Origin of the sequence: Streptomyces sp. UH6, from assembly GCF_013421635.1 — a bacterium.
Taxonomy (GTDB): Bacteria; Actinomycetota; Actinomycetes; order Streptomycetales; family Streptomycetaceae; genus Streptomyces; species Streptomyces abyssomicinicus.
This window is the reverse complement of record NZ_JACADT010000035.1, coordinates 1-16,583: the sequence shown is the minus strand read 5'-3', so window position 1 is coordinate 16,583 and position 16,583 is coordinate 1. Positions and strand designations below refer to the sequence as shown.

At 71.0% G+C, this 16,583-nt stretch carries 11 protein-coding genes; 6 read left to right on the top strand and 5 right to left on the bottom strand.

Going from position 1 to position 16,583, the window contains the following annotated elements; genetic code table 11:
• The 4 genes from HW445_RS04705 to HW445_RS04690 all read right to left on the bottom strand — a co-directional run.
• A partial coding sequence (locus HW445_RS04705) for an FG-GAP-like repeat-containing protein (RefSeq protein ID WP_180219763.1) occupies positions 1-1,478 on the bottom strand: 1,478 nt, incomplete at its 3' end.
• Between the two features lie 205 nt (positions 1,479-1,683).
• Complete coding sequence (locus HW445_RS04700) at positions 1,684-3,147, bottom strand: VCBS repeat-containing protein (protein ID WP_180219762.1); 1,464 nt, start codon at positions 3,145-3,147, stop codon at positions 1,684-1,686.
• Between the two features lie 154 nt (positions 3,148-3,301).
• On the bottom strand, positions 3,302-4,771 hold the full coding sequence (locus HW445_RS04695) for a VCBS repeat-containing protein (protein ID WP_180219761.1): 1,470 nt from the start codon (positions 4,769-4,771) through the stop codon (positions 3,302-3,304).
• Between the two features lie 250 nt (positions 4,772-5,021).
• The gene (locus tag HW445_RS04690) at positions 5,022-7,304 is read right to left on the bottom strand and encodes a (Fe-S)-binding protein (RefSeq protein ID WP_180219760.1); all 2,283 of its coding nucleotides are present in this window, start codon (positions 7,302-7,304) and stop codon (positions 5,022-5,024) included.
• 398 nt (positions 7,305-7,702) lie between these two features.
• Between HW445_RS04690 and dnaK the strand changes: the two genes are divergently transcribed.
• Genes dnaK through HW445_RS04670 form a run of 4 tightly spaced genes read left to right on the top strand, consistent with a single transcriptional unit; the run spans position 7,703 to position 11,947 of the window.
• Positions 7,703-9,547 (top strand): molecular chaperone DnaK, encoded by a 1,845-nt coding sequence (dnaK, locus tag HW445_RS04685; protein ID WP_180219759.1) that lies wholly within the window; start codon positions 7,703-7,705, stop codon positions 9,545-9,547.
• Entirely contained in the window at positions 9,544-10,239 is a 696-nt protein-coding gene (gene grpE, locus HW445_RS04680) for a nucleotide exchange factor GrpE (protein WP_180219758.1), read from the top strand. Before dnaK ends, grpE begins: the two co-directional genes overlap by 4 nt.
• Before the next feature lie 60 nt (positions 10,240-10,299).
• Positions 10,300-11,493: a molecular chaperone DnaJ gene (gene dnaJ / locus HW445_RS04675; RefSeq protein ID WP_180219757.1), complete on the top strand. Its 1,194-nt coding sequence runs from the start codon at positions 10,300-10,302 to the stop codon at positions 11,491-11,493.
• A gap of 4 nt (positions 11,494-11,497) precedes the next feature.
• Positions 11,498-11,947 carry a heat shock protein transcriptional repressor HspR gene (locus HW445_RS04670; protein ID WP_180219756.1) on the top strand — a complete coding sequence of 150 codons (450 nt, stop codon included), beginning with the start codon at positions 11,498-11,500 and terminating at the stop codon, positions 11,945-11,947.
• Positions 11,948-12,070: 123 nt separating this feature from the next.
• On the opposite strand, the gene HW445_RS04665 is transcribed toward HW445_RS04670, so the two are convergent.
• Complete coding sequence (locus HW445_RS04665) at positions 12,071-14,137, bottom strand: PA14 domain-containing protein (protein ID WP_308798326.1); 2,067 nt, start codon at positions 14,135-14,137, stop codon at positions 12,071-12,073.
• A 299-nt stretch (positions 14,138-14,436) separates the two neighbouring features.
• Here HW445_RS04665 and HW445_RS04660 point away from each other — a divergent pair, with 299 nt between their 5' ends.
• Positions 14,437-15,519, top strand: a complete 1,083-nt coding sequence (locus tag HW445_RS04660; RefSeq protein ID WP_180219754.1) for a sugar ABC transporter substrate-binding protein — start codon at positions 14,437-14,439, stop codon at positions 15,517-15,519.
• Between the two features lie 120 nt (positions 15,520-15,639).
• Positions 15,640-16,583: helix-turn-helix transcriptional regulator (locus HW445_RS04655; RefSeq protein ID WP_180219753.1), on the top strand; the 944-nt coding region annotated here is incomplete at its 3' end.

Here is a 16,583-nt window from a genome sequence, read left to right as displayed (position 1 = left end):
TCGGCGAAGGTCCAGCCGAAGCCCGGGTACTCGGCGGTGGAGACGCCGACCGAGGTCGGGGAGATCGAGCGCGAACCCGTCGCAGTGATCTTGGAGCCGGAGGCGGGCATGTAGAGCACCGCGCCGTTGCCGTTCTCGTCGGAGCCGGCGATCAGGTCGGCCTTGCCGTCACCGGTGACGTCGTCGAGCTTGACGTCGATGCCGAGCCAGTCGCCCCACTCGTTGCCGCCGGGGACGCCGGCCGTGTCCTGGTGGAAGGACTGGGCGCCGGTGCCGGTGATGCCGGAGGCGGTGCCGTAGAGCACCACGAGGGAGCCGGTCTCGTCCACACCGTCGACGTCCTCACCGGGCACGCCGACCACCAGGTCGAGGTAGGCGTCGCCGTTGACGTTGCCGAGGTCCAGGGAGGCGCCGAAGCCGTCGTCGGTCTCGGAGGACCCGGGGACGCCGGAGGTGTCCTGGGTGATGCCGGCGATCTTGCCGACGCCGGTGGCCGAGCCGTAGGAGATCCAGACCTTGCCGCCCTTGGCGCCGTAGGGGATCGTCTCGCCGCCCTCCACCGCGTTCCAGCTGAAGCCGCTGACGATGTCGCCGAACTTGTCGCCGTTGATGTCGCCGATGCTGGTGATCAGACCCGGACGCAGCGACTGGTGGCCCGCGGCGGTGAGGCCGGAGGCGCTGCCGAAGAGCAGGGTGTTCTGCTCCGGGACGTAGCTCTCGAGCTCCTCCGTCGGGGCGTCGAGGTCGGGCAGGGCGTCGCCGTTGACGACCAGGTCGGTGGCCCGGTCGTTGTTCACGTCACCCGCGTGCAGCTTCCACGCGCCCTCGTAGAGCGGGAGGTCGACGGCGTAGTAGCCGCCGGTGCCGCCGGTCTTGGTGAAGCCGCCCTTGTAGACGAACAGGGTGGTGTCGGCCCCGCCGATCGCCAGGTCCGTCCTGCCGTCGCCGTCGAAGTCGCCGGCGGCCAGGGTGTAGCCCCAGATGCGGTCCGCGCCGGCGGCCGGGTCCTTGATGGTGACGGCACTGGTGCCGGTGATGCCCGAGGCGGTGCCCCAGAGCAGGGTGACCGATCCGGCGTACTCGCCGGCGGTGGTCGCCTCGCCGGGCGCGCCGACCGCGAGGTCGTCGTAGCCGTCGCCGTTGAAGTCGCCGTAGGCCGTCTCGTAGCCGAACAGGTCGTCGACCTCGGCCGCGCCCGGGACGCCGGAGGTGTCCTGGCTGATCACCGTGCGCTTGGTCGAGTTGACGCCCGTGCTGGTGCCGTAGAGGGCGACGACCTGACCGGCGCTCGCCTTGCCGCCCACGTGGGCCCAGGCGGCGGTCGTGGCGATGTCGCCCTTCTTGTCCTTGTTGAAGTCGGCCTTGGCGACCAGGGTGCCGTCCGCGGCGACGGCCGTGGAGGCGGCGAAGGTCAGCAGCCCGCCGGTCAGCGCTGCCGCGGCCACCGCCGCGAGGGCGGTGCGGGTCTTCTTGTGCATGTGGATTCCCCAATGCCACGCGGGGAGCTGGTGAAGCGTCCCCGGGAGAACAAGGCCGGCCAAGCGTGGCCGGCGGTGATCAAGACCTGACACGGGCGGGAATGGTTGTACGGAAGTTGTGGATGTCGGATAACGGATCGGTAAACACCCGGGGGGCCGGGACGCCACTGCGGCGCCCGGCCCCCGGGGACGGTCGACCGGTGGGTCAGTCCGCGAAGTTGCCGCCGACCAGGGGCCGGCCGGTGGTGGCGATGCCGAGCGCCGTCGGGGAGATCGAGCGGGAGCCGGTGGCGGTGATCCTGCTGCCGTCGGAGGGCAGGTAGGTGATGCTGCCGTTGCCGTCGTTCTCGCCGCTGCCGACGGCCAGGTCGGCCCTGCCGTCGCCGTTGACGTCGTCCAGCTTCACGTCCATGCCGAACATGTCGTACTTCTCGTTGCCGCCGGGGACGCCCGCCGTGTCCTGGTGGAAGGACTGCGCGCCGGTGCCGGTGATGCCGTCGGCGGTGCCGTAGAGCACGAGGACGGAGCCGGTGTCGGTGAAGCTGTCGATGTTCTCGCCGGCCACCCCGATCACCAGGTCGAGGTAGTCGTCGCCGTTGACGTCGCCGAGGTCCAGCTCCCAGCCGAACATGTCGTTGGTCTCGCTGGAGCCGGGGACGCCGGAGGTGTCCTGGGTGATGCCCTGGACCGTCCCGACGCCGTACTCGCTGCCGTAGGTGATCCAGACCTTGCCGCCCTTGGCGGCGTAGGGGACGGTCACGCCGTTCTCGACCGCGTTCCAGCTGGCGCCGCTGACGACGTCGCCGAAGCCGTCGTTGTCGATGTCGCCGATGCCGCTGATGACGCCGGGGCGCAGCTCCTGGAAGCTGGAGGCGTCCAGGCCGGAAGCGCCGCCGAACAGCAGGAAGTTGCGGGTCCAGCCGTCGACCGGCTCGAGGCCGCTGACCACCAGGTCGGTGGTGGCGTCGCCGTTGACGTCGCCCGCGGTGAGGTTGTACGGCGTGTCGTCGGCCATGATCGGCGCCTGGACCGTCTGGCGGCTGCCGTAGGCGCCGGTCCGGGAGATGCCGCCCTTGAACACGTACAGCTTGTTCTTGGTGGTGGCGACGGCCAGGTCCTGCCGGCCGTCGCCGTCGAAGTCGCCGGCCGAGAGCAGGCGGCCCCACTGGTCGTGGGAGCCGGCGGCCGGGTCGGCGATCTCTACGGCGCCCTTGCCGGTGAGACCGGCGGCGGAACCCCAGAGGATGGTGACCATGCCTCCGTCCTTGTCGCTGCCGAGGTCCTCGCCGGGCGCGCCGACCGCCAGGTCGTCGTAGCCGTCGCCGTCGAAGTCGGCGTAGGCGGTGTCACTGCTGAACGCGTCGCCGGCCTCGGCGCCGCCCGGGACGCCGGAGGTGTCCTGGCTGATGACGGACCGCTTGGCGGCGGTCAGGCCGGTGCCCTGCGCGCCGTAGGCGACGACCACCTGGCCGGCCTGGCTCTTGCCGCCGACGTACGCCCCGGAGGCCGAGGTGGCCACGTCGCCGATGCCGTCGTTGTCGAAGTCGGCCTGCGAGGCCACCGTGCCGTCGACCGCGACGGCGGTGGAGGCGGCCGTGAAGGTGAGCAGCCCGCCGGTCACCGCGGCGGCGGCGACGGTCGCGAGTGTGGTGCGGGTCCTACGGTGCATGTGTGTTCTCCATGGCCGGCGGAAGGGCCCGGTTCGGGGGCCGTTCCGCGCAGAGGACGTCCGGCACGATCGTCCGGACGGCGATCAAGACCGGCGACGCGTGCGAATGGTTGTACGGAAGGTGAGCGAGGAGTGAACGGGTGCGTCGGCCCCGTCAGTCGGTGAACCGCTCGCCGATCGCCGGCTCGTCCGCCGTCGGGACGCCCAGGGCGGTCGGGGAGAGCGAGCGGGAGCCGGTGCCGGTGAGCGCGCCGCCGTCGGAGGGCAGGTAGGTGATGCTGCCGTTGCCGTCGTTCTCGCCGCTGCCGGCGGTCAGGTCGGCCCGGCCGTCGCCGTTGACGTCGTCCAGCTTCACGTCCGTGCCGAACCAGTCGTAGGCCTCGGCCGTGCCGGGCACGCCCGCGGTGTCCTGGTGGAAGGTGCGGGCGCCGGTCGTGGTGAGGCCTGCGGGGCCGCCGCGGAGGACGACGACGCTGCCGCTGTCCTTGAGGGTGCCCACGTCCTCGCCGGGCGCCCCGACCGCCAGGTCGAGGTAGCCGTCGCCGTCGATGTCGCCGAGGTCGACGGAGCTGCCGAACCGGTCGCCGTCCTCGGCGGTGCCGGGCACGCCGGGGGTGCCCTGGCCGACGGCCTGCACCCGCCCGGTGCCGTCCGCGGTGCCGTAGGTGATCCAGACCTGTCCGCCCTGGGTGGCGTAGGGCATGTGCTCGCCGTCCGTCCACTCGTCCGCCGGCATCCCGCTGACGACGTCGGCGAGACCGTCGCGGTCGATGTCGCCGACGGCGCTGTACCGCCCGGGCCGCAGCTCCCGGGCGGCGGAGGCGTCCGGCCCCGTTGGCGAACCGGGCAGCAGGAAGTTGCGGGGCAGGCCGTAGAAGGGCTCGTCGGCCTCGGGGACGAAGCCGTTGACGAGCAGGTCGGTGCGGTGGTCCCCGTCGACGTCGCCCGCCGTGAGGCTCCACGGGTACCCCGAGGTGAGCGGCGTGGGCACCGGCCGCCGGTCGCCGGAGGTTCCGGACCTGGTGATGCCGCCCCGGAGCACGACCATGGTGCTGGAGTCGTCCGCGACGACCAGGTCCTGCCGGCCGTCGCCGTCGAAGTCGCCGGCCGCCAGCTGGTGGCCCCAGCGGGCGAACCGGGTGGGGGAGGGGTTCTCGAGCGTGACGGCGCCCTTGCCACTGAGTCCGGCGGCGGAGCCCCAGAGGAGGGTGACCATCCCGGCGTTCTCCACGTCGCCCACGTCCTCCGCGTCGGAGGAGACGGCGAGGTCGTCGTAGCCGTCGCCGTCGAAGTCGGCGTGGGCGGTGCTCCAGCCGAACCGGTCGCCGGACTCGACGGTGCCGGGGACCCCCGGGGTGTCCTGGCCGATCACGGTCCGCTTCGTGGCCGTGAGGCCGGTGCCCCTCACCCCGTAGACGATCACGACCTGACCGGCCGTGTGGTGGCCGGCCACGGTCGAGGCCGAGGGGGTGGCGATGTCGCCGACGCCGTCCCCGTTGAAGTCGGCGTGCGCGACCGCCACGGCGTCCGCGGCGACGGCGCCCGGCCCGGCGAGGGCGAGCAGGCCCCCGGTGAGCGCGGCCGCCACGACGGTCGCGAGCGCGGTGCGGGTCCTTCGGTTCATGTGCGGCTCCCCCTGGGTACGGCAGTGACGGCACCACGACGGCCACCGCCCCGCGGCGACGTTCCGGCCTCAGGGCCGGGTGACCTACACGACCGCCGTGGACCGGCGATGGTTGTACGAGGGGTGTCGCGCGCACGGCGGCGCGGAGACGGGCGGACGAACGAGGCCGGGGCCCGGCCGGGCGTGGTGCTCGGCCGGGCCCCGGCCTTCGGGACCTTCGGGACCTTCGGGACCTTCGGAAGAGGGACCGCTACTGCGCCGGCTGCGGCTCCGGCGCCTCCTCGGTCTCCGCCTCGCCCGCCGGGTCGCCGGGGGTCTTGACGGACTCCAGCAGGAGCTGGGCGACGTCCACGACCTGGATCGACTCCTTGGCCTTGCCGTCGTTCTTCTTGCCGTTGACCGAGTCGGTCAGCATGACCAGGCAGAACGGGCAGGCGGTGGAGACGATGTCCGGGTTGAGGGAGAGGGCCTCGTCGACGCGCTCGTTGTTGATGCGCTTGCCGATCCGCTCCTCCATCCACATCCGCGCGCCGCCGGCGCCGCAGCAGAAGCCGCGCTCCTTGTGGCGGTGCATCTCCTCGTTCCGCAGACCGGGGACGTTGGCGATGATCTCGCGCGGGGGCGTGTAGATCTTGTTGTGGCGGCCCAGGTAGCAGGGGTCGTGGTAGGTGATCAGACCCTCGACCGGGGTGACCGGGATCAGCTTGCCCTCGTCGATCAGGTGCTGGAGCAGCTGGGTGTGGTGGATGACCTCGTAGTCACCGCCGAGCTGCGGGTACTCGTTGCCGATCGTGTTGAGGCAGTGCGGGCAGGTCGCGACGATCTTCTTCGCGGACTTCGGCTTCTTCGACTCGGCCGTGACCTTGCCGTCGTCGTCCATCTCCTCGCCGAACGCCATGTTCAGCGCCATGACGTTCTCCATGCCGAGCTCCTGGAACAGGGGCTCGTTGCCGAGGCGGCGGGCGGAGTCGCCGGTGCACTTCTCGTCGCCGCCCATGATGGCGAACTTGACGCCCGCGATGTGCAGCAGCTCGGCGAAGGCCTTGGTGGTCTTCTTGGCGCGGTCCTCCAGGGCGCCGGCGCAGCCGACCCAGTAGAGGTACTCGACCTCGGTGAGGTCCTCGATGTCCTTGCCGACGACCGGGACCTCGAACTCGACCTCCTTGAGCCACTCCAGGCGCTGCTTCTTCGCCAGGCCCCAGGGGTTGCCCTTCTTCTCCAGGTTCTTGAGCATCGTGCCCGCCTCGGACGGGAACGCGGACTCGATCATGACCTGGTAGCGGCGCATGTCGACGATGTGGTCGACGTGCTCGATGTCCACCGGGCACTGCTCGACGCAGGCACCGCAGGTGGTGCAGGACCACAGGACGTCCGGGTCGATGACGCCGTTCTCCTCGAGCGTCCCGATCAGCGGGCGCTCGGCCTCCGCGAGGGCGGCCGCGGGAACGTCCTTGAGCTGCTCCTCGGAGGCCTTCTCCTCGCCCTCCATGGTCTTGCCGCCGCCGGCCAGCAGGTACGGGGCCTTGGCGTGCATGTTGTCGCGCAGCGACATGATCAGCAGCTTCGGCGAGAGCGGCTTGCCGGTGTTCCAGGCGGGGCACTGCGACTGGCAGCGGCCGCACTCGGTGCAGGTGGAGAAGTCCAGCAGGCCCTTCCAGGAGAACTGCTCGACCTGGGAGACGCCGAAGACGTCGTCCTCACCGGGGTCGGCGAAGTCGATCTCCTTGCCGCCGGAGGTCATCGGCTGGAGGGCGCCCAGCGCGGTGGAGCCGTCGGCGTTGCGCTTGAACCAGATGTTGGGGAAGGCCAGGAAGCGGTGCCAGGCGACACCCATGTCCGTCCGCAGCGAGACCACGATCATCCAGATGAAGGACGTCCCGATCTTGATCATCGCGAAGAGGTAGATCAGGTTCTGCAGCGTCGGGACGCTCAGCCCGTCGAAGGCCAGGACCAGCGGGTACGAGGCGAAGTACGCGGGCTCGTAGTGCGGGATGTCCAGCAGGGCGCCCTCGAGGCCGCGCAGCATCATGATCGCGAGGCCGATGGTCAGGATGACCGTCTCGACGAAGTACGCCTGGCCGGCGTTGGACCCGGCGAAGCGGGACTTGCGGCCGGGGCGGGTCGCCTTGGAGAGCTGCCGGATCACGATCAGCGTCAGGATGCCGAGCGTCGTCATCGTGCCGATGAACTCGACGAACATCTCGAACGGCGTCCAGTGCCCGATGAACGGGATGGCCCAGTCGGCCTTGAAGAGCTGGCCGAACGCGGTGATGAGGGTGGGCACCAGCGAGAAGAAGCCGACGGCGACGAACCAGTGGGCGAAGCCCACGATTCCCCAGCGGTTCATCCGCGTGTGGCCGAGGAATTCCTTCACCAGCGTCACGCTGCGCTGGTAGGGGTTGTCGGTCCGGGTACCCGCGGGCACGGGCTGGCCGAGCCTGAAATACCGGACGAACTGACCGACGGCGCGTGCGAGCAGCGCAACGCCCACCACGGTCAGGACCAGCGACACGATGATCGCGGCGAGTTGCATGGGAGGCTCCTCGGGCCTGCGAGGTCTACGACTGAGCGACTGGCGGCTGAACCGAGCTGGACCGCTATTACTAAGCGGTAACTTATCCAGTCCGTTCGAGAGTATCCATATCTTGCGCCGCCCCGCAGCCGCCGGAGCGGTGATCTGCGTCGCTGAGGGTTACCTCAGTATCTCCCCGGGCAGGGGCGGAGGGGCGTCCGCCCTTCCCCGCGCCCTCGCCGCATCCCTCTGATGCCCGTCGCCGGCCGTCGTCCGGGCCCGTTCTCCGGCCTGTTGACGCGCCATGCGGACCTCGCCTCCGTAAAGTTGAGTCCAATCGACTCAGGTCTGTTGCCTCTGTCGGGAGGATGCGGCACACTTGAGCCTGTTCCACTCAAGTCAGCTGGAGGAAGATCACCATGGCACGTGCGGTCGGCATCGACCTGGGTACGACCAACTCGGTCGTCAGCGTTCTGGAGGGCGGTGAGCCCACCGTCATCACCAACGCCGAGGGCGCCAGGACCACGCCGTCCGTCGTCGCCTTCGCCAAGAACGGCGAGGTGCTCGTCGGCGAGGTCGCCAAGCGCCAGGCCGTCACCAACGTCGACAGGACCATCCGGTCGGTCAAGCGCCACATGGGCACCGACTGGAAGATCAACCTGGACGGCAAGGACTTCAACCCGCAGCAGATGTCCGCGTTCATCCTGCAGAAGCTGAAGCGGGACGCGGAGGCCTACCTGGGCGAGAAGGTGACCGACGCGGTCATCACCGTCCCGGCGTACTTCAACGACTCCGAGCGTCAGGCGACGAAGGAGGCCGGCGAGATCGCGGGCCTGAACGTCCTGCGCATCGTCAACGAGCCCACCGCGGCCGCGCTGGCGTACGGCCTCGACAAGGACGACCAGACCATCCTGGTCTTCGACCTCGGTGGCGGCACCTTCGACGTCTCGCTGCTGGAGATCGGCGACGGCGTCGTGGAGGTGAAGGCCACCAACGGCGACAACCACCTCGGTGGTGACGACTGGGACCAGCGCGTCGTCGACTACCTGGTCAAGCAGTTCCAGAACGCCCACGGCGTGGACCTGGCCAAGGACAAGATGGCCCTGCAGCGTCTGCGCGAGGCCGCCGAGAAGGCCAAGATCGAGCTGTCCTCGTCCACCGAGACCTCGATCAACCTGCCCTACATCACGGCGTCCGCCGAGGGCCCGCTGCACCTGGACGAGAAGCTCACCCGCGCCCAGTTCCAGCAGCTGACCTCGGACCTGCTGGAGCGCTGCAAGGTTCCGTTCCACAACGTCATCAAGGACGCCGGCATCGCGCTCAGCGAGATCGACCACGTCGTCCTCGTCGGTGGTTCGACCCGCATGCCCGCCGTCGCCGAGCTCGTCAAGGAGCTGACCGGCGGCAAGGAGGCCAACAAGGGCGTGAACCCGGACGAGGTCGTCGCCATCGGCGCCTCGCTCCAGGCCGGTGTCCTCAAGGGCGAGGTCAAGGACGTCCTGCTCCTCGACGTCACCCCGCTGTCCCTCGGCATCGAGACCAAGGGCGGCATCATGACCAAGCTGATCGAGCGCAACACCACGATCCCGACCAAGCGCTCCGAGATCTTCACGACGGCCGAGGACAACCAGCCGTCCGTGCAGATCCAGGTCTACCAGGGCGAGCGCGAGATCGCCGCGTACAACAAGAAGCTCGGCATGTTCGAGCTGACCGGCCTCCCGCCGGCCCCGCGCGGCGTCCCGCAGATCGAGGTCTCCTTCGACATCGACGCCAACGGCATCATGCACGTGACCGCGAAGGACCTGGGCACGGGCAAGGAGCAGAAGATGACCGTCACCGGCGGCTCCTCGCTGCCGAAGGACGAGGTCGACCGCATGCGTGAGGAGGCCGAGCGCTACGCGGAGGAGGACCACAAGCGCCGCGAGGCCGCCGAGACCCGCAACCAGGGCGAGCAGCTCGTCTACCAGACCGAGAAGTTCCTCAAGGACAACGAGGACAAGGTCCCGGCGGACGTGAAGACCGAGGTCGAGGGCGCCGTCGCCGAGCTGAAGGAGAAGCTCAAGGGCGAGGACGCCGCGGAGATCCGCACCGCCACCGAGAAGGTCGCGGCGGTCTCGCAGAAGCTCGGCCAGGCCATGTACGCCGACGCCCAGGGCGCCCAGGCGGCCGGCGGCGCCACCGACGGCGGCGACGCCAAGGCCGGCGACGACGACGTCGTGGACGCCGAGATCGTCGACGACGAGCGCAAGGACGGTGCCGCGTGACGGAGGAGACCCCGGGTTTTGACGAGAAGCCCGACGTCCCCTCCGGCACCGGCTCCGAAGACGCCGAGCCGCAGGCCGCCGGCTCCTCCGCCAAGGAGGAGCCGGCGGCCCCGGCCGGGGACGCGGCTCAGACCGCAGGCCTGACGGCACAGCTGGACCAGGCCCGCACCGCGCTCACCGAGCGCACCGCGGACCTCCAGCGGCTCCAGGCGGAGTTCCAGAACTACCGTCGTCGGGTCGAGCGCGACCGGATCGCGGTCCGGGAGGTCGCCGTGGCGAACCTCCTGACCGAGCTCCTGCCGGTGCTCGACGACATCGGGCGGGCCCGTGACCACAGCGAACTCGTCGGCGGCTTCAAGTCGGTGGCCGAGTCGCTGGAGACGGTGGCGGCCAAGATGGGCCTCCAGCAGTTCGGCAAGGAGGGCGAGCCCTTCGACCCGACGATCCACGAGGCGCTGATGCACTCCTACGCGCCGGACGTCACCGAGACGACCTGCGTGGGCATTCTGCAGCCCGGGTACAAGATCGGCGACCGGATCATCCGCCCCGCGCGGGTGGCCGTGGCCGAGCCGCAGCCGGGTGCGCAGACGGTCCAGGGGGAGGAGTCCGGCTCCGAGGACGCCACGTCCGAGGAGGCCGAGTCCGCCGACGCGGGCGAGAACAAGGAGAACGGTGGCCCGGACGAGGGCTGACGTGAGGCGGCGCGCCGTTGACCGGCGCGCCGGTGACGGACGGAAGGAGGGACGTCGGGGATGAGCACCAAGGACTTCATCGAGAAGGACTACTACAAGGTTCTCGGCGTCCCGAAGGACGCCACCGAGGCCGAGATCAAGAAGGCGTACCGGAAGCTCGCCCGCGAGTTCCACCCGGACGCCAACAAGGGCAACGCGGCGGCCGAGGAGCGCTTCAAGGAGATCTCCGAGGCCAACGACGTGCTCGGCGACCCCAAGCGGCGCAAGGAGTACGACGACGCCCGCCAGCTCTTCGGCAACGGCGGCTTCCGTCCGGGTCCGGGTGCTGCCGGAGGAACGTTCAACTTCGACCTGGGCGACCTCTTCGGGGGCGCCCAGGGCGGGGCCGGCGGCGGCGGTGGCGGTTTCGGCGGCGGTGGCGGGCTCGGTGACGTCTTCGGGGGCCTGTTCGGCAACCGCGGCGGCGCGCCGGGCGGCGCCCGCACGCAGCCGCGGCGCGGGCAGGACATCGAGTCCGAGGTGACGCTCAGCTTCACCGAGGCGGTGGACGGCGCGACCGTTCCGCTGCGGATGTCCAGCCAGGCGGCCTGCAAGGCATGCTCGGGCACCGGCGACAAGAACGGCACGCCCCGGGTGTGCCCGACCTGCGTCGGCACCGGGCAGGTGGCCCGCGGCTCGGGCGGCGGCTTCTCGCTGACCGACCCGTGTCCGGACTGCAAGGGCCGCGGCCTGATCGCGGAGAACCCCTGCGAGGTCTGCAAGGGCTCCGGCCGCGCCAAGTCCTCGCGCACGATGCAGGTCCGCATCCCCGCCGGGGTCAGCGACGGTCAGCGCATCCGCCTGCGCGGCAAGGGCGCGCCCGGCGAGCGGGGCGGCCCTGCGGGCGACCTGTACGTGGTCGTCCACGTGGACAAGCACCCGGTCTTCGGCCGCAAGGACGACAACCTGACGGTGACCGTGCCGGTGACGTACCCGGAGGCCGCCCTGGGCGGCGACATCCGCGTGCCGACCCTGGGCGGCCCGCCGGTCACCCTGAAGCTGCCCCCGGGCACGCCCAACGGGCGCACCATGCGCGCCCGCGGCAAGGGCGCGGTCCGCAAGGACGGCACCCGCGGCGACCTCCTGGTCACCGTCGAGGTGAGTGTTCCCAAGGACCTGTCGGGGAAGGCTCGGGACGCACTCGAGGCGTACCGCGAGGCGACCGCGGGGGAGGACCCGCGAGCGGAGCTGTTCGAAGCCGCGAAGGGAGCATGACGAGATGGACGGCCGTCGGCGCAATCCGTACGAACTGACCGAGGACACCCCGGTCTACGTCATCTCGGTGGCGGCCCAGCTGTCCGGCCTGCACCCGCAGACCCTGCGGCAGTACGACCGCCTCGGCCTGGTCTCCCCGGACCGCACGGCCGGGCGCGGCCGGCGGTACTCGGCCCGCGACATCCAGCTGCTCCGCCAGGTGCAGCAGCTGTCGCAGGACGAGGGCATCAACCTGGCGGGGATCAAGCGGATCATCGAGCTGGAGAACCAGGTCGCCGCCCTCCAGTCCCGCGTCGCGGAACTCCAGTCCGCGGTCGAGGGCGCGGCGGCGACGATCCGGGCCCGCGAGGCGGCGGTGCACGCCTCCTACCGGCGGGACCTGGTTCCGTACCAGGAGGCGGCCCGCACCAGCGCGCTGGTGGTCTGGCGCCCGCCGACGCGGCGCGATTCCTAGCGGTGCGCGCGGGCGCGCGGCGGAAGCCCGTAAAGGCCGGAAGCCCGAAGGGGCCGGAGGACCGTGAGGTCCTCCGGCCCCTTCGCCGTGTGCGCGGTGCGCGCGGACGGACGGAGGCGCGGCTCAGTCCTGGTCGTACCGGACGGCGTACGTGTGGACGGCCGGGAGCTCCGTGCCGTCCGCGCGGACGCCGACCACCTCGTACCAGCTGACGGTGCCGGCCGGCTGCGTGGCGTCGTCGTAGCGGATCCAGCTCTGCGTGCCGCCCGCGACGCTGCCCAGGTACTGGTAGGAGTCCCCGTCCCAGCGGCTCACCCGGTACGTGGTGATCTCCGCGCAGTCGGCGACGCCCGAGCAGAACCAGGTCGCCGGGACCACGCCGGGACCGCCGGTGCGCGGGCTCGAGGTCAGCGGGCCGGACGCCGTGACGACCGGGTCACCGGGCAGCACGACGAGTTCGGTGACGGTCACGGTGGCGACGCCCGGGTCGTCCGCCGCGAGCACGTTGCCGAACTCGTCCACGGCACGGACCGAGTAGAGGGCCGTCTCCCCGTCCGGGAGGCCCGGGCAGAGCCTGGCGCCCAGGAACCCGTTCACGTGCGTGCAGGAGACCTCCTGCCACCGGACCGTGCCGTCCTCGCCCGTGAGGCCGCGCATGACGCGGTAGGACGCGATGTCGTCGTCCGGCACGTCCCACTTCAGCAGCACGCCGTCGGTGCGGGGCGTCGCCGTCAGGCCGGTGAGCGGGGCCGGCGGGGTGCGGTCGCTGGTGTACACCGTCACCGGCGTGGACCGGGCGGAGGGGTTGCCCCGGCCGTCGGTGACGCCCGTCGTGTAGGTGTACGTGCTGTCGGGAGCCACGGACGTGTCGACGCAGCTGAAGGTCATCTCGCCGTCGTCCGTGCTGTACGGGGCGTCCAGGTAGGTGACGTCGTCGTCGTTGCACCGGACCTCGACGGTCTCCGCGTCCGCCCCCGTCCCGTGCGTCCGGTACACGTACACCCGTGCGTCGTTGTCGAGCTCGTCCCGGAGCGGGAGCTCCGGCGTCCGGAAGGTCAGGAAGACCGCGCCGGGACGGACCAGGGCCTTCAGCCCGTAGGGCGCGGCCGGCGGGGTGCGGTCGACGCCGTCGGCGACGGAGGGGGCGGAGAGGGCGCCCGGATTGCCCGCGGCGTCGTAGCCGCGCACCAGGTAGGTCCCGGAGAAGTGGGCCTGGTCGAGGAGAGTGGTCCGGCCCGTGACCTCGCCCGCCTTCGTCCGCTCCCCGGTCTGCGGGTCCTGCCGCAGCACCTCGTAGCGGGTGGCGTCCGGGACCGCGTTCCAGTGCAGCTGGACGCCGTACAGGTCGGTCGCCGCGACGAGCCCGGAGGGCGCGGCCGGGCCGGTGCGGTCGACCGTGGTGACGCCCTTGTCGGCGGTGCCGGAGGAGACGTTGCCCGCCTTGTCGTAGGCGCGGACCTCGTAGTAGTAGAGCTTGCCGTCCTTGGGCGGGGTGTCGGTGTACGACGTGGACGTCGTGGTGGCCAGCGGCTTCGCCGGGTAGGAGCCGCCCTGGACACGGCGGAAGACCTGGTAGCCGGCGAGGTCCATCTCCGGGCTCTTCGTCCAGGACAGCTTCGCCCGGTACGTGCCGGTGTCGTACGTCAGCGCCGCGCCGCCCGGCGTCAGCGGCTTGACCTTGTCCACGCTCGCCGTGGTGCGCGGGGTGTAGGCGAACTTGACGTTCGCGGAGCCGGTCCAGTTGACGAAGTCGATCCGCAGGGAGTGCTTGCCCGAGGGGATGGTGAGGTTGACCGTCTTGGAGACGGTGGTGGAGACGTTCTTCCAGAGGTCGACCTTGCGGACCCCGTCGAGGTAGAGGCGGATGCCGTCACGCGAGGACGCGGTGAAGGTGAAGGGACCGCCGGAGCCGAAGTCGCGGGTCACCGACCAGCGGACGCCGAAGTTGTTGCTGGGCAGGCCGGACGTGGGCGCCCCGGTTCCCCAGTTCTGGTCGATCTTGCTGTCGCAGTCGGTCTTCTTCGGCGTGCCGGAGAAGGAGGTGTTCGCGAAGAACTGCCGCTTGAACACGGGGGAGGCGCAGGTCACCGCCGCCGACGAGGCGGTGGCCGCCGCGCCGAGCAGGCCACCGGTGGTGGCGAGGACCACCGCGGCGGCGGTGGCGGCACGGGCCGGGGATGTGCGGTTCACGGTCGGGGAACTCCTGGGGGTCCGTCGGGGGCCGTCCGTCAGGACGGCCGTGAGACATGACTCATGGGAGGCCGGAGAGGTTGTGCCGCTCGTGTGTGATCTTGGAGCCGGATCCATGGGGCACCCAGGGAGACGTGTGAAGGCGCACTGGCTATGATTCCGCTCTGTCATCACACGAGCCGCAGAACACCACTCCGGTCACGGCAACGGCCGATTCCGCTTCGCGCCGTCCCGACCTTGACGTGCCGGCCGGATCGTCGTGAGGCGCCCTGAACCCGAACGCAGAAGTGGGCTCCCGAATGCGTCGCTATGCCATATCCGTGGCCGCCGTCACGCTGTCCTTGTCGCTCGCCGCGTGTGGCAGCGGCCAGGGGACGGACGACGGCGGCGACCTGGCCGATCCCAACGACATCACCATCGGCCTGCTGATGCCGGAGAAGAAGATCGCCCGGTACGAGCTGTTCGACTTCCCGATGTTCCAGGCGAAGGTCGAGGAGCTCACCGAGGACAAGGGCAAGGTCCGCTACGCCAACGCCAACGGCGACCAGGCCGAGCAGAACCGCCAGATGCGCGCGATGGTCGAGGACGAGATCGACATCATCGTCGTGGACCCGGTGGACGCCAAGAAGGTCGCCCCGGAGGTGACCAACGCCAAGGAGGCGGGCATCCCGGTCATCGCCTACGACCGGCTGGCCGAGGGCCCGGTGGACGCGTACGTGTCCTTCGACAACACCGTGGTGGGCGAGGTCCAGGGCCGTTCCCTGGCCGAGGCGGCGCCCGGCGGCAAGATCGTGATGATGAACGGCTCGCCCGCCGACCCGAACGCCGCGATGTTCAAGGAAGGCGCGAAGGGCGAGCTGACCGGCCAGGACGTCGTCAAGGAGTACGACACCGACGGCTGGGACCCGGAGCAGGCGCGGAAGAACATGGCCGAGGCCATCGAGGCGGTCGGCGCCGAGGAGATCGACGGTGTGCTCTCCGCCAACGACGGCATGGCCGGCGGTGTGGTGGCGGCGCTGAAGGCGGCGGGAGTCACCGACATGCCGCCGATCACCGGCCAGGACGCCGACCTCGAGGCGGTGCAGCGCATCATCACCGGTGAGCAGTACATGACGGTGTACAAGCCGTACCCGAACGAGGCCGAGGCCGCGGCCGAGATGGCCGTCGCGAAGGTCCGCGGTCACGACATCCAGTTCGACGCGCTGACCCGTGACTCGGTGAGCAGCCCCACCCACAAGGACATCCCGGCGGCGCTCGTCCCCGTGGTCGAACTGACCCGGGACAACATCAAGAAGACCATCGTCGCCGACGGCATCCACACGGTGGACGACATCTGCACGCCGAAGCTCCAGGCCGCCTGCCAGGCCGCCAAGCTGCTCTGACGCCTCCCGACACCGACCGGCCCCGATGCCCATCGGGGCCGGTTGCGTATTGCGGCACGGGTCCACGGCCGCGCATAGTGGCGCTGCGAACAGGAGTGGCTACCGGGGGTGGAGAAATGGATGACCGGTGAGGCTGCCGCCGTCCGCGCGCACCAGGGGCACCCGCACGGTCCCGAGCGTCTCTGCGAGGAGGGCGACCGGGTGTACTCCCGGGCCGTCCGCAGGGGTCGGGTGCCGCGGCGGGAGGCGGACGCGGTGCCCTGCCTGCTCGACCTGGCGCTCCTGCACCCCGACCCCGACGACCTGGCCTGGCTGCTGCCGACGGCCCCGCAGGAGGTCATGACGCGGCTGCTGCGTGAGCTGTGCCAGGAGATGGACGAGGCGCACCGGCGGATGGGCTCCGCGCTCACGGCCGCCGACCGGTACGCCGGACTCGGCGGCCGGCTCCGCCCCGCGGACACCGCCGGCGCCGCCGGGGGCGTGTCCTCGATCCGGGTGCTGGACGGGCTGCCGCGGATCCAGGCGGCGATGGACGAGGCCTCCGCCGCCTGCACCACCGAGGTGCTCACCGTGCAGCCGGGCGGCATCCGGCCCGAGCACGAGCTCAGCGAGGGCCTGCCGCGCGCCATGGAGCTGCGGCGGCGGGGCGTGCGGATGCGGGACCTGTACACCCACGTCGCCCGCCACGGGCAGGGCCTGCTGGGCTACCTGGACCTGATGGGCGACGCCGTGGAGGCGCGCACCCTGGACGAGGTGCCGGAGCGGCTGATCCTCTTCGACCGCACGGTCGCGTTCGTGCCGGCCAACTCGCGGCGGACGCTGGCGCTGGAGCTGCGGCAGCCGGCCCTGGTGGACTACCTGGCGACCGTCTTCGAGCGGCTGTGGCGGCTGGCGGTGCCGGTGGGGTCGCCGGTGCCGGCGCCGGAGAACTGTGTGCCGGGGGTCTCGCACCGGGAGCGGTCGATCGCCGCGCTGCTGGCGGAGGGGCACCAGGACGCCGCGATCGCCGAGCGGCTCGGGATCAGCGTGCGCACCTGCCGGGCGCACATCGCGCGCCTGTCCGA